Source organism: Streptomyces sp. NPDC111628, assembly GCF_055635195.1.
The window spans coordinates 1532478-1545274 of sequence record NZ_JBVKBZ010000001.1 but is presented as its reverse complement, the minus strand read 5'-3'; the positions used below and the strand labels follow the sequence as shown (position 1 = coordinate 1545274).

Annotated in this window: 14 protein-coding genes; 2 read left to right on the top strand and 12 right to left on the bottom strand. The window is 71.6% G+C overall.

The window, feature by feature from the left end:
• Nucleotides 1-133 precede the first annotated feature (133 nt).
• Complete coding sequence (locus ACZ7MF_RS07465; RefSeq protein WP_003973418.1) at nt 134-346, bottom strand: hypothetical protein; 213 nt, start codon at nt 344-346, stop codon at nt 134-136.
• Nucleotides 347-725: 379 nt separating this feature from the next.
• A complete protein-coding gene (locus ACZ7MF_RS07460) occupies nt 726-1007 on the bottom strand; it encodes an acylphosphatase (protein ID WP_003973419.1) in 282 nt (93 codons plus the stop codon).
• 183 nt (nt 1008-1190) lie between these two features.
• Here ACZ7MF_RS07460 and ACZ7MF_RS07455 point away from each other — a divergent pair, with 183 nt between their 5' ends.
• Nucleotides 1191-2390: a CAP domain-containing protein gene (locus ACZ7MF_RS07455; protein WP_471475037.1), complete on the top strand. Its 1200-nt coding sequence runs from the start codon at nt 1191-1193 to the stop codon at nt 2388-2390.
• A 22-nt stretch (nt 2391-2412) separates the two neighbouring features.
• Here the strand turns inward: ACZ7MF_RS07455 and ACZ7MF_RS07450 are convergent, their stop codons facing one another.
• Nucleotides 2413-2901, bottom strand: a complete 489-nt coding sequence (locus ACZ7MF_RS07450) for a GNAT family N-acetyltransferase (RefSeq protein WP_471475035.1) — start codon at nt 2899-2901, stop codon at nt 2413-2415.
• A gap of 279 nt (nt 2902-3180) precedes the next feature.
• Between ACZ7MF_RS07450 and ACZ7MF_RS07445 the strand changes: the two genes are divergently transcribed.
• Nucleotides 3181-3585 (top strand): winged helix-turn-helix transcriptional regulator, encoded by a 405-nt coding sequence (locus ACZ7MF_RS07445; RefSeq protein WP_471475034.1) that lies wholly within the window; start codon nt 3181-3183, stop codon nt 3583-3585.
• Here the strand turns inward: ACZ7MF_RS07445 and mutM are convergent.
• The 9 genes from mutM to ACZ7MF_RS07400 form a co-directional block, all read right to left on the bottom strand.
• Nucleotides 3575-4435, bottom strand: a complete 861-nt coding sequence (gene mutM / locus ACZ7MF_RS07440; protein WP_356862604.1) for a bifunctional DNA-formamidopyrimidine glycosylase/DNA-(apurinic or apyrimidinic site) lyase — start codon at nt 4433-4435, stop codon at nt 3575-3577. The genes ACZ7MF_RS07445 and mutM overlap by 11 nt on opposite strands.
• Nucleotides 4436-4523: 88 nt before the next feature.
• A complete protein-coding gene (gene rnc, locus ACZ7MF_RS07435; RefSeq protein WP_164383104.1) occupies nt 4524-5354 on the bottom strand; it encodes a ribonuclease III in 831 nt (276 codons plus the stop codon).
• 7 nt (nt 5355-5361) lie between these two features.
• Nucleotides 5362-5535: a 50S ribosomal protein L32 gene (gene rpmF, locus ACZ7MF_RS07430; protein ID WP_006139588.1), complete on the bottom strand. Its 174-nt coding sequence runs from the start codon at nt 5533-5535 to the stop codon at nt 5362-5364.
• A gap of 2 nt (nt 5536-5537) precedes the next feature.
• Nucleotides 5538-6191: a YceD family protein gene (locus ACZ7MF_RS07425; RefSeq protein ID WP_471475032.1), complete on the bottom strand. Its 654-nt coding sequence runs from the start codon at nt 6189-6191 to the stop codon at nt 5538-5540.
• A 143-nt stretch (nt 6192-6334) separates the two neighbouring features.
• Nucleotides 6335-7474 carry a cell division initiation protein gene (locus ACZ7MF_RS07420; protein WP_471475030.1) on the bottom strand — a complete coding sequence of 380 codons (1140 nt, stop codon included), beginning with the start codon at nt 7472-7474 and terminating at the stop codon, nt 6335-6337.
• A 133-nt stretch (nt 7475-7607) separates the two neighbouring features.
• A complete protein-coding gene (coaD, locus tag ACZ7MF_RS07415; protein ID WP_471475029.1) occupies nt 7608-8087 on the bottom strand; it encodes a pantetheine-phosphate adenylyltransferase in 480 nt (159 codons plus the stop codon).
• A gap of 26 nt (nt 8088-8113) precedes the next feature.
• Nucleotides 8114-8701, bottom strand: a complete 588-nt coding sequence (gene rsmD / locus ACZ7MF_RS07410; protein ID WP_471475028.1) for a 16S rRNA (guanine(966)-N(2))-methyltransferase RsmD — start codon at nt 8699-8701, stop codon at nt 8114-8116.
• 55 nt (nt 8702-8756) lie between these two features.
• Entirely contained in the window at nt 8757-10985 is a 2229-nt protein-coding gene (recG, locus tag ACZ7MF_RS07405) for an ATP-dependent DNA helicase RecG (RefSeq protein ID WP_471475026.1), read from the bottom strand.
• Between the two features lie 61 nt (nt 10986-11046).
• Complete coding sequence (locus ACZ7MF_RS07400) at nt 11047-12795, bottom strand: DAK2 domain-containing protein (RefSeq protein WP_471475025.1); 1749 nt, start codon at nt 12793-12795, stop codon at nt 11047-11049.
• Nucleotides 12796-12797: the final 2 nt, after the last annotated feature.

Below are 12797 nucleotides of genomic sequence, written 5' to 3'. Positions count from 1 at the left end.
GGCAGGGACGGGCCGAGACGGGGGGCGGGAAAAGAAAGAAGGGACGCCGAAGCGTCCCTTGCAGACTCTGGCATCTGAGCGGTGGTACGGGCGGGCCCGGCCACTGCCGTGCCGTGGTGGAGCGATGCAGTGATCAGGTGAGCGCAGGCTCCGCCTGGTGTGCGTCAACGCTCTCCATGCTCTCCATGATCCTGTCGTGAGAAGCGGCAGCCGCCAGCGCGTCGTTCTCCGCCTGGATCCGTCCGAGCTCGGATTCCAGGTCCTGGACGCGCTGCTGGAGCCGTCGCATCTCGGCGAGGAGTCGAGGGTCGGAGCCGCCGACGTAACCGAGAAGCGCCTTTGCCATGATGGATGGTCCTCCACAATGAGTGACCGACCGAAGCGGTGTGGGTCGTGAGGGAATCGCACCCGCGGTGCTTGGCACTTTGGAGTTTTTGCTGCCGTTCAACCATGCCAAACAGCTAAGGTGCGCGGGGCTTTCAGCGTCTCACCAAAAAGTTTGACGGTCAACACGATCACGCCCCGTATTGGCGGGTGCCCGGGGGCATGCGGCCGGCGAACGGCGACGCTGCGTCTCCTGCGGGCCCCTCGGGGCATGGCGATCATTTCGCGTGCGGAGCCTCCCACGAGCGGCCGCCCTTGGCAACCACCTGCCCGTTTTCGCCCCGGCCACCCCTGCGGGGAGGGCCGCTTCCGCCGCCCGCGGACCCTTGCGCGGAGGGTCGTCAGCGGATGGCGAAGCCCTCGTAGCCCCCGCGGGGTGTGTCCCAGATCTCGGTGACTCCGTCCACACGTCCGGGCGTGTCGTCACCGCGCAGCCACTCGAGCAGCCCCTCGCAGCGCTCGCGCGGGCCCTCCGCGACGACCTGCACCCGGCCGTCGCCCAAATTGAGAGCAAAACCACTCATCCCGCCGAGTTCCAGTGCCCTGGCCCGCGTGAACCAGCGGAAACCCACGCCCTGGACCTGTCCGCGCACCCACGCGACCAGCCGTACATCCTCGCTCATGACTGCAACCTAACCAGTCAATGTCTCACGGGACACTTCACCCCCTGGCGCCATGCGGTAGCGTCCCGACCCAATGAATCTCACTTGAAACTCACTCGATCGTGTGAGTTCCGTGTTGATCGTGAGCACAGTCGACCGCGAGGGCACGCCCAGCGCGAGGACGAGGACGAGGAAGGCCAGGACATGGGACGCCACCGACGCTCCGCCGGCCGCGCCGCGGAAGGCCACCAGCCGGACGGTACGGCGGGACGGCGCCGCGATCCGCTCGCCCCGGACGCGGACGAGGCCCCCACGATGGGCATCGCTCCCTACCTGAACCCCGAGGCGTACGCCGAGGTCCGCGCCAGGAGCGACGCCTACCTCTTCGCCGACGCCCCGGACGGCGAGGGCCCGCAGGCCGGCCGCACCGTCGCCTTCCCCCGTGACGGATACACCCCCGCCGGCGGCCCGCAGCCCGGCGGAGGACGCCGTCGCCGCCGCAAGAAGGCGGCCACCCCGGTCCGCACCGGCCTGCTCGGTGTGTCCGCCGCGGTCGCCATCGGCACGGTGGCGGTGGCCACGGGCGTGGTGCCCGGCCTCGACAACTACCGGATCGGCGGCGGCAGCAGCGGGGGCGACCGGGTGCAGGCCCAGGACACCCCGACGAACAGCCCGTCCGAGCAGGGCGGCACCTCGGGCAGCGCCGACACCGGCCGGGGCGGCGACGCGGCCACGAGCCGCGGCACCGACCGCTCCCCCTCGTCCGCCCCGTCCTCACCCTCGAAGGACTCCTCTGCCGGAAAGTCCGCCGCGAAGGAGGACAAGGAGGACACCTCCTCCCCCTCGCGGTCCTCGGCCGCCCCCTCCACCTCGGCACCGGCCTCGAAGCCCGCCGCCCCGGCCGGGACACCGTCGAAGACCGAGAAGCCGAAGACGCCTCCCGGCGCCAAGCCGAAGCCGACTACTCCCTCGCGCCCGGCCACCAAGGAGCCCGCGAAGCCCAGCGCGCCCGCCGCGGTCTCCGAGGAGGCCGTCGCCCAGGCACAGGTGCTCAAGCTGGTCAACGACGAGCGGGCCAAGGTCGGTTGCAGCCCGGTGGCCGCGAACAGCGCCCTGCGCGAACTGGCCGAGGACTTCAGCCAGGCCATGGCGACCCAGGGCTTCTTCGACCACACCGACCCCAGCGGCGCCACCCCCTGGGACCGCGCGTCGGCAGCGGGCATCTCCGGCCTCGGCGGCGAGAACATAGCCCGCGGCCAGGCCGACGCCCAGGCCGTGATGGACGCCTGGATGAACAGCCCCGACCACCGGGCCAACATCCTGAACTGCGACTTCCAGACCCTGGGAGTCGGCGTCCACTTCGGCTCCGGCGGCCCCTGGTGGACACAGGACTTCGGCTACTGACTCAGTGGATGCCCGTCGGCGGTCACGGTGCGGTCGTAAGCGATCTGATCATGATTAGACATGGGGTGCCCGGCCACAGTTCGATGGTCTCCTCCAGTGGGAGAAATCCCACAGCCCGATAAAACGCCCTGGTCAAGGCATACCCACTGTCGGGGTGAGCTGCCCCCAATGTCTTTACCTGAAGTACCTTGCAGCCCAGCGCTTCAAGGTCTGACGCAACCGCGTTGATCAGCGCCCTGCCAACACCGCGCCGATGCCATGCCGGCGCCACTGCCATCAGGTGAATCTCGGCAGCCTCAGCGAAGTGACTCCTGTAGAGCAGAACGCCTATGGGCTCCGCATCAGAGCTGGCGACGAGCCCCGGAAGTTTGGTCGCCGACTCGATATATGCGGCATTGGCTTCCCGGCGGGCAAACCATGACGGTAGCTGACCGAGAAGCCCGGCGGTGATCTCCGCCAAGTCGGTCGAACCGTCAACCCGCGTGACCGTGAAAGGCGCAACAGCATCCACTGGCGGATCATGGCACTGACCTCGACGAGTACGCACCCCGTTTGCGGCCAAGGTGAGGCTGCCTCCGAGGTCGGGCATGGGTGCTCAACGACGACCAACCCTGACCACCACCGACGGCCGAGCCGCAGGTCGCAGCATTGATCGATTACAGGGTCACACAGGTCAGAGGCCACCCCCGCACCTCTTCGGCTACTGACCAGCCAGGGGCGCCCCGGCCGCGTGATCTCTGTGCCTCAGCGCGATCTGCGGGGCAGCGCTGTGCTCGCGTACGCTGGAGGTATGTCGACCACGCAGGAGCGCACGGCGGAGCAGGATCTGCCGTTTGACGTGTTCTCCCGGGCCTGTCCCTCGCGCGGCACCCTGGAGCACGTCACGGGGCGCTGGGGCGCGCTGACGCTCGGCGCCCTGTACGAGGGGTCCTTCCGGTTCAACGAGCTGCGGCGCCGGGTGGACGGTGTCAGCGAGAAGATGCTGGCCCAGACCCTGCACGCGCTGGAGCGCGACGGGCTGGTGCACCGCGAGGCGCAGCCCACCAATCCGCCCCGCGTGGATTACGAGCTCACGTCGCTCGGCCGTGAGGTGGCCGGGCGGCTGCTCGCGCTCATCGAGTGCGTCGAGGGGCGGATGGACGAGGTGCTGGCCTCGCGCGCACGGTACGACGAGCAGCGGATGCCTACGGCGTGACCCGAGGCGGTCGCTGGCACTTCGGGCAGAAGTAGCTGGAGCGGTTCATCCACGGTCGGCGGCGCATCGGTGTGCCGCACCGGCGGCAGGGCAGGCCCTCGCGGCCGTACGCGTCGAGCGAGCGGTCGAAGTAGCCGGATTCGCCGTTGATGTTGACGTAGAGGCTGTCGAAGCTGGTGCCGCCGACGGCGAGGGCGGCGTTCATCACGTCTCTGACGTGGCCGAGGAGTTCGGTGGTGCGGGGGCGGGTGAGGGTGGCGGTGGGGCGTTCGTAGTGGAGGCGGGCCCGCCAGAGGGCCTCGTCGGCGTAGATGTTGCCGACGCCGCTGATCAGGGACTGGTCGAGCAGGGCGCGTTTGATCGTGGTGCGCTTGCGGCGCAGCGCCTGGTGGAACGCCTCGTCGTCGAAGAGGGGGTCCAGCGGGTCGCGGGCGATGTGGGCGATGACGTCGGGCAGGCCGTCGGGGGACGTGTCGTGCAGGGAGAGGCCGCCGAAGGTGCGCTGGTCGACGAAGCGGAGCTCGGTGCCGAGGGCGTCGGCGAAGCGGACGCGGATGCGCAGGTGCTTCTCGGCGGGTGTTTCGTGCGGCTGGACCAGGAGCTGGCCGCTCATGCCGAGGTGGGCGAGGACGGCCTGGTCGGTGTCCTCCAGCGGCAGCCACAGGTACTTGCCGCGGCGGCTGGGCATGCCGATGCGGTGGCCCCCCAGGCGGTGGGCGAAGTCGTCGGGGCCCGCGATGTGCCGGCGTACCGCGCGCGGGTGCAGCACCTCGGCGTCGGCGACGGTCCGGTGGGCGACCCAGCGCTCCAGGCCGCGTCGTACGACCTCTACCTCGGGCAACTCGGGCATGGCTTCCCCTCGGGCGGGCCTGGACTGGTGACGGTCCGGACGCCCGCCCCGGCGGAGGGGCGGGCGTTCGGACCGTGCGGTGGACGGGTCAGGCGGAGGCGGACGCCTCGTCGGGGTCCGCGTCGACGGCGTTCGCCGTCGCCTTGGCGCGCTCGTCCGCCGCGGCCCGGATGGACCGCCACGCGGATTCCGCGGCCTGCTGCTCCGCCTCCTTCTTGCTGCGGCCGGTGCCGGTGCCGTACGAGACGCCTCCGACGCGGGCGGCAGCAGTGAAGGTCTTCTCGTGGTCGGGACCGGTCTCCGTGACCAGGTACTCGGGGACGCCGAGCCCTTCGGTCGCGGTGAGCTCCTGGAGGCTGGTCTTCCAGTCCAGGCCGGCACCGAGGTTCGAGGACTTCTCGATCAGCGGGTCGAACAGGCGGTGCACCAGTTCGGAGGCCGCGTCGAGGCCCTGGTCGAGATAGACCGCGCCGATCACCGCTTCGAGGGTGTCGGCGAGGATGGACGCCTTGTCCCGGCCGCCCGTGCCCTCTTCACCGCGGCCGAGCCGGATGAAGGAGCCGAGTTCGAGCCCGCGGCCCACCTCCGCCAGCGCACGCGAGTTGACCACCGCGGCCCGCAACTTGGCCAGCTGGCCTTCGGGCAGGTCGGGGTGGGTGCGGTACAGCGTGTCCGTGACGACGAGGCCGAGCACGGAGTCCCCGAGGAACTCCAGCCGCTCGTTCGTCGGCAGACCGCCGTTCTCGTACGCGTAGGAACGGTGGGTCAGTGCACGCACCAGAAGGGCGGACTCGAGCTGATAGCCGAGCCGCCCTTCCAGAAGCGTGTGGGACGAGGCCTGGGTGTCCGCCTTCTTCTTGGCGGGTGGGTCCGCCTTGGCGTCTTCCGCCTTCTTGGGGACTGACACAGTGCCTCTCACCAGCCGCTCAGACCTCGAGGACCTGGCGCTTGTTGTAAGTGCCGCAAGCCGGGCACGCGATGTGCTGCAGCTTGGGCTCGTGGCAGCGCTCGCACGCAACCAGGGTGGGGACCGCAGCCTTCCACTGCGACCGGCGGTGGCGCGTGTTGCTGCGCGACATCTTCCGCTTCGGAACAGCCACGGCTACTTCTCCTGCTTCTCGGCGGCGTCCGCGGAATCTGGCCCGTCGCCGCTCATATCGTCCTTCTCGCCGTCTCCGAGTGAACCGGCGAGTCCCTGCAATGCCGCCCAACGAATGTCGACGGCGTCATGGTGGTGGTCCGGGTCGTCCGACAGGCGCACTCCGCACTCGGAGCACAGACCCTGGCAGTCTTCCTGGCACACCGGCTGCATCGGCAGTGCGAGCACCACCGCGTCGCGCAGCACGGGTTCGAGGCCGATCAGTCCGTCCTCGACGAAGAACCTGTCCTCGTCGTCCTCGGCGTCGTCGCCCGGTTCCGCCACGGGGCGGCCACGGTCGTCGGCGTCAGGGTACGAGAACAGCTCCTGGAAGTCCGCTTCGAGCTGCTGCTCCAGCGGCTCCAGACACCTTACGCACTCCCCCTCGGCCCTGGCACGGGCGGTGCCTGTGACGAGCACCCCTTCCATGACCGACTCGAGCCGGAGATCGAGCTCCACCGGGGCGCCTTCCGGCACTCCGATGACTCCCTGGAGACCGAAGTCCTTGGGAGCGTCGACCGTGCGGGTCAGGCGCTGGAGCGCACCGGGCCGCCGTCCCAGCTCGTGCGTGTCGAACACGAGGGGGTCGCGGTGGTCGAGGCGCGCGTTCAGAACCATTCCTGCTTTCGGTCTTCGTGGGTTGGGGTGCTGCCGTTCGGTGTTCCCGGGCAGCGGCGATCGCGGACGTACGCGCGACCGAAGAGCCAGGATACTGGACCATTCGCTCTCGGCCCAATCCGGCCCGGGACGCCCCCTCGCCCCTAGAGGCCGCGGCCCTGTTCGTACGCGCGCAGCTGCTCGGCGCTGATCATGCTGGTGTCGAAGAGGCTGGTCTCGTCGAGCGCCTGCGGATGGTCCTGTGCGGCGTGCGGCGGCTGCTGCGGCTGCGGCGGCTGGGCGTAGCCCTGCTGTGCGTCGTACGCCTGCTGCCCGCCGTCGTACTGGTAGGCGTACGGGTCGGCGCCCTGCTGCTGGTAGCCGTACGGGTCCGGTTGGCCGTCGTAGGTCTGCTGGTAGGCCGCGTACGGATCGGGCTGCTGCTGGGGTGCGTAGCCGTACGCCGGTTCCTGGGACGGCATCTCCGGCACGGCCTGCGTCGGCAGCTGGGCCGCCACGGGCTGCTGCTCGCCGTACTGGGGCTGCCCCTGCTGCTCGGCGGAGGCAGGGGCGGGGGCCGGGGTGTCGGCGAGGCCCGCGAGGTCGGCGAGGTAGTCGGCGTCGCTGGAGTGCTGGACGGTGGTCAGGTCGTCCGCGAGGGCGCCGAGGTCGTCGGTGGCGATCCGGCCGTGCAGCTTCTGGCGGCCCCGGCCGACCGCGGTCAGGGTCTTGGCCAGCACGGCCTCGAAGGCACCGAGCTTGGTGTCGACGTAGGCGTCGGCGTCCCGGCGCAGGATCTCCGGGTCGTGGCTGCGCTCGGGGGCGTCCTCGTCCTCGTAGCCGTTCTCGTCGAGGCCGGGTCCGGTGCCGAGGAGCTTCTCGCGGCCCCGGCCGACGGAGCCGAGGGTCTTGGTGAGGACGACCTCGAAGTTGGCGAGCTTGGAGTCGACGTAGTCGTCGGCCTCGGCGCGGACCTCCTCGGCCTCCTGGCGGGCCTCGGCGAGGATCCGGTCCGCCTCGGCCTGGGAGCGGCGGGCGACCTCGGTGCCGGCGATCAGGGAACCGCGCTCGGCGTGCGCGCCCTCGATGATCCGGTCGGCCTCCTGGCGGGCCTGCGCGACCATCTGCTCGCGGTCGCCGATCAGTTCCTGCGCCTGGGCGAGGGAACCGGGCAGCTCCGCGCGCAGCTCTTCCAGCATCGAGAGCAGCTCGGCGCGGTTGACCACGCACGAGGCCGACATGGGCATGGCGCGGGCGCCGGAGACCATCGCGGTGATCTCGTCGAGCTTGTTCTGCACGTCCACCGTGTGCTCGCCACTCTCTACAGCTGTGTTGGAGACGGACGGGTCGACTGTACGACCCCGGGGTGTCCCGGGGACACCGGGTGACGGGTTGTCAGTCTCCGTGCGCCGTGGCGGCGGCTGCGCGACGGGGCGGTCAGCGGTTCCCCAGGCGCTCCGTGAGGGCTTCGAGGACCAGCGGCGGCACCAGGTGGGCGACGTCGCCGCCCCAGGTCGCGACCTCCTTGACCAGGGAGGACGACAGGAAGCTGTAGGTGGGGTTGGTGGGGATGAAGAGGGTCTCCACACCGGAGAGGCCGTTGTTCATCTGGGCCATCTGCAACTCGTAGTCGAAGTCGCTGACCGCGCGCAGGCCCTTGACGATGGCCGGGATCTCGCGCTGCTTGCAGAAGTCGACGAGCAGGCCGTGGAAGGACTCCACGCGGACGTTCCCGTACTCGGCGGTGACCCGGCGGATGAGGTCGATCCGCTCCTCGATCTCGAACAGGCCCTTCTTCGCCTGGTTGATCATCACGGCGACGTAGACCTCGTCGTACAGGCTGGAGGCCCGGGCGATGATGTCGAGGTGTCCGTTGGTGATCGGGTCGAACGACCCGGGACAGACGGCACGGCGCACTTGAGTTCCCTCGCTCTCCGGTCCGGTCATCGTGCGTCTTCGCACGTAGAGGCGGCGCGACCGTACCAAAACGTTCCCTCGCCGTAGCGACGGGCCCGGATGGCTTCGAAGCCGTGCGGCCAGCGGAATTCGCCGCCCCTGGTGCTGCGCTCCACGGTGACGAGCGCTTCCGCCCCGAGCCACCCCTCCGTACGGAGTGTGAGCAGGATCTCGCGAAGATCGTCGTCCGAGACGAGGTACGGCGGGTCCAGGAAGACGACGTCGTACGGCTCGGCGGGGGCCGGGGTGCGGATGATCTGTTCCGCTTTGCCCGCCCGGACCTCGGCGCCGGGCAGACCGAGGGACTCGACGTTCGCCCGGACCGTGCGGGCGGCGCGGGCGTCGGCCTCCACGAGCAGGACGTGCCCGGCGCCGCGGGAGAGCGCCTCCAGGCCGACGGCGCCGGAACCCGCGTACAGATCGAGGACCCGCTCGCCGTCCAGCGGGCCGCCGAGCAGGGACTGCCAGGTGGAGAACAGGCCCTCGCGCGCGCGGTCGGAGGTGGGCCGGGTGCCGGTGCCCGGCGGGACGGCCAGTCGACGTCCGCCGGCCTTGCCGGCGATCACGCGGGTCATTTCTGGGTCCTTGTCGGTGTGCTCGGGTGGACGGACGGTGTCCGTTGCCAGTCTCTCAGCCCTTCTCCAGGTACTGCTCCCGCTCCTCGTCCAGCAGTGCCTCCAGGGCCGTGCGCAGCCCCGGCAGACCGGTCAGCTCCGGGTCGGCGGCGACGACGGCCGCCGCCTCCTGCCTCGCCTCCGCGATGATCTCCTCGTCCTCGATGACGGCGAGGACGCGCAGGGAGGTGCGGGCGCCGGACTGGGCCTGGCCGAGGACGTCGCCCTCGCGGCGCTGTTCGAGGTCGATGCGGGAGAGCTCGAAGCCGTCGCGGGTGCTCGCGACCGCGTTCAGCCGCTGGCGGGCCGCGCTCGCCTCGGGCATCTCGCTGACCAGCAGGCACAGGCCGGGAGCGGAGCCGCGCCCGACCCGGCCGCGCAGCTGGTGCAGCTGGGAGACGCCGAAGCGGTCGGCGTCCATGATCACCATCGCGGTGGCGTTGGGGACGTTCACGCCGACCTCGATGACGGTGGTGGCGACCAGGACGTCGGTCTCCCCGGCGGCGAAGCGGCGCATGACCGCGTCCTTGTCGTCGGGCTGCATCCGGCCGTGCAGGACCTCCACCTTGAGTCCCTGGAGCGGGCCCTTGGCGAGCTGCTCGGCGACGTCGAGGACGGCGAGCGGGGGGCGTTTGTCGGCGTCGCCCTCCGGGGGCTGCTTGGACTGCTTGGCGCCCTTCCCGGGGTCGTCGTCCTCGTCGCCGATGCGGGGGCAGACGACGTACGCCTGGTGGCCGCCCGAGACCTCCTCGCGGACCCGTTCCCAGGCGCGGGCGAGGAAGTGGGGTTTGTCGGCGGCCGGGACGACATGGCTGGCGATCGGGGACCGGCCGGCCGGGAGCTGGTCGAGGACGGAGGTCTCCAGGTCGCCGAAGACGGTCATGGCGACGGTGCGCGGGATGGGCGTGGCGGTCATGACGAGCAGGTGCGGGGGCTGCTTCCCCTTGCCGCGCAGGGCGTCGCGCTGCTCCACTCCGAAGCGGTGCTGCTCGTCCACGACGACCAGGCCGAGGTCGTGGAACTGGACCTTGTCCTCGATGAGCGCGTGCGTGCCGATGACGATGCCCGCCTCGCCGGTGGCCAGGTCGAGCAGGGCGTGGCGGCGGGCGGCGGCGCCCATGGAACCGGTCAGCAGCACCACCTTGGTGGCGTGCTCGGCGCCGCCGAGCATCCCGCCCTCGGCCAGCTCGCCCATCATCTCGACGACGGACCGGTGGTGCTGCTGGGCGAGCACCTCGGTGGGCGCCAGCATCACGGCCTGCCCGCCGGAGTCGACGACGGCGAGCATCGCGCGCAGGGCGACCAGGGTCTTGCCGCTGCCCACCTCGCCCTGGAGCAGCCGGTGCATGGGGTGGTCGGTGGCGAGGTCGTCGAAGATCTCGCGGGAGACCTTCTGCTGGCCGTCGGTGAGGGTGAAGGGGAGCCGGTCGTCGAAGGCGGTGAGCAGCCCGTCGGGGCTGGGCTTCCGCGGGACGGCGGGGAGTTGGGACTCGGCGTGGCGGCGGCGGGCGAGGGCGACCTGGAGGACGAATGCCTCGTCCCACTTCAGGCGGGCGCGGGCGTCCTCGATGTCGGCCTTGGTGTGCGGGCGGTGGATCTTGAGGAGGGCCTCGGGCAGGGAGACCAGGCCCCGGCCCTCGCGCAGGGAGCCGGGGAGCGGGTCGACGGCCTCCTGCGCGCTGGGCAGCACCGTCTGGATCGCCTTGGCGAGCTTCCAGGACTCCAGCTTGGCAGTGGCCGGGTAGAGGGGGATGAGCGCGCCCGCCCACGACTCGACGCTCTCGGCCGCCTCGCCCTCGTCGTCACCGCCGCGCAGCAATTCGTACGCCGGATGGGCCAGTTGCAGTCGGCGGTTGAAGACGGAGACCTTGCCGGCGAACATCGCGCGGGTGCCCGGCAGGAGTTCCTTGTGGGGCTTGTGAACTCCGTTGCCGAAGAAGACCAGTTGGAGGCGGCCGCTGCCGTCCGTGATGGTCACCTCGAGCCGCTGCCCCTTGCCGCGCGGGGCCTTCGACGAGGCGAAGGTGTGCAGGCGGGCGTCGGCGACCTGGGCGACCACCGTGACGTGCTCGTCCATGGGCAGGTCGGCGAGGTGGGTGAGCTGACCGCGCTCCTCGTATCTCCGGGGGTAGTGGTGGAGGAGGTCGCCGACGGTGTGCAGGCCGAGGTGCTCGGCCATCACCTTCGCGGTGGCGGGGCCGAGCACCTTCTTCAGGGGTTCTTGCAGTGCGGGCACGAGATCCATTGCACACCACGCCACTGACAACGGCCCGGGGGAGCGCCGTACCGGCCCCGTACTCCTCCGCCTACTCCACGCCGACCAGCAGCAGGGCGCCCTGCCGGCCGCCCCGGTAGACCACCGTGTCGACCGCGAGGTAGGCCTCCCGGACACGGGCCTCCAGCCGGTCGGCGACGGTCCGCGGCGCCTCGTCGCCGAGGACCAGGGTGACCAGCTCGCCGCCGGCCGACAGCATGCGGTCCAGCACCGTCGCGGCGACCTGGGAGACGTCCGCGCCGATCACGGCCACGTCGCCGTCGATGAGGCCGAGCACGTCACCTGCCTGGCAGATGCCGGCCGTGGTCCAGGACTGGCGTTCGGCGACGGTGACCTCGGCGTGGCGGGTGGCCCCGGCCGCCGAGGTCATCGCCACCACGTCCTCGTCGAAGCGCCGCTCGGGCTCGTGCACGGCGAGCGCGGCGATGCCCTGGACCGCGGAACGGGTCGGGATGAGGGCGACGCGGATGCCCTCGGTGCGGGCCTGCTCGGCCGCCGCGGCGGCGGTGTGGCGCAGTTCGGCGTCGTTGGGCAGCAGCACCACTTCACGCGCGTGCGCCCGCCGGACGGCCTGGACCAGCTCGCCGCTCGCGGGCGGCTCCCCGGGGCGCGCGAGCAGGGTGGTCGCGCCTGCCTCGGCGTACAGCCCCGCCAGGCCCTCCCCCGGTACGACGGCCACCACGGCGCGCTGGGCCCGTTCCCGGGGCGGGCGCTCGGTCCCGGCGGTGTGCGCGTCGCCGTGCCCGAAGTGGGTGATGCGGATCCGGTACGGCCGGCCGGCCTCGACGCCGGCCTCCACGGCGGCGCCCGCGTCGTCGACGTGCACGTGGACGTTCCACAGTCCGTCGCCGCCGACCACGACGAGCGAGTCCCCGAGGGCGTCGAGCCGCTGCCGCAGCCGCGCCACGGCCGCGTCCTCGGCCTCCAGGAGGTAGATCACCTCGAAGGCGGGACCGTTCTCCTCGTCCTCCGTCTCCGTGGCGCACTCCCCGGTGGGGGCGTGCGCGTCCGCGCGTCCCTCGCCGCCATGCTCCCCGCGCGCGTGCGGCACGGCGACGGGGCCGGGCGCCCGGCCCGTGAACGTCTCCACCAGGGCCGCGAGGACCGTCACCAGGCCGTGGCCGCCCGCGTCGACCACTCCGGCGCGCTCCAGGGCGGGGAGCTGGCCCGGAGTGGCGGCGAGCGCCGCGCGGGCACCCTCGTAGGCGGCGCGGGCCACCTCGGCGCAGTCGCCCTCGGCCGCGTCGGCCGCGTCGGCGGCGGCCGAGGCGACGGTCAGGACGGTGCCCTCGACCGGGTGGGCGACGGCCTGCCGGGCGGACGCGGCGGCGTGCCGCAGGGCCCTTCGCAGACCGGAGCCCTCGGCGCGGTCGGAGTCGCCCGGCGCGGTGAGCACCTGGGCCATGCCGCGCAGCAGCTGCGCGAGGATCGTGCCGGAGTTGCCCCGCGCGCCGATCAGCGCGCCGTGCGCCATGGCACCGACGGCGTCGGCCAGCGAGGGACCGTCGCTCGCCCCGTGCGGTGCCTCGCTCGCTTCCCGGGGCGGCTCGCTCGCGTCCCGCGCACCCGCGGTCAGCTCGTGTGCCGCGAAGACGGCCTCCACGGCCGCGACGGCCGACTCGACGGTCAGGTAGAGGTTCGTGCCGGTGTCCCCGTCCGCGACGGGATAGACGTTGATCGCGTCGATCTCCTCGCGCGCCCGGCCCAGCGCACGCAGCGACAGACCGCACCAGGTACGCACCGCCAGAGCGTCGAAGAACCTCTGCGGCACCTGCGCCACCT

What these genes read in the sequence shown, in the direction of transcription:
- ACZ7MF_RS07465 (WP_003973418.1), bottom strand. Translation starts at nt 346, where the DNA reads ATGGCAAAGGCGCTTCTCGGTTACGTCGGCGGCTCCGACCCTCGACTC.
- ACZ7MF_RS07460 (WP_003973419.1), bottom strand. Translation starts at nt 1,007, where the DNA reads ATGAGCGAGGATGTACGGCTGGTCGCGTGGGTGCGCGGACAGGTCCAG.
- ACZ7MF_RS07455 (WP_471475037.1), top strand. Translation starts at nt 1,191, where the DNA reads ATGGGACGCCACCGACGCTCCGCCGGCCGCGCCGCGGAAGGCCACCAG.
- ACZ7MF_RS07445 (WP_471475034.1), top strand. Translation starts at nt 3,181, where the DNA reads ATGTCGACCACGCAGGAGCGCACGGCGGAGCAGGATCTGCCGTTTGAC.
- mutM (WP_356862604.1), bottom strand. Translation starts at nt 4,435, where the DNA reads ATGCCCGAGTTGCCCGAGGTAGAGGTCGTACGACGCGGCCTGGAGCGC.
- ACZ7MF_RS07425 (WP_471475032.1), bottom strand. Translation starts at nt 6,191, where the DNA reads ATGGTTCTGAACGCGCGCCTCGACCACCGCGACCCCCTCGTGTTCGAC.
- rsmD (WP_471475028.1), bottom strand. Translation starts at nt 8,701, where the DNA reads ATGACCCGCGTGATCGCCGGCAAGGCCGGCGGACGTCGACTGGCCGTC.
- recG (WP_471475026.1), bottom strand. Translation starts at nt 10,985, where the DNA reads ATGGATCTCGTGCCCGCACTGCAAGAACCCCTGAAGAAGGTGCTCGGC.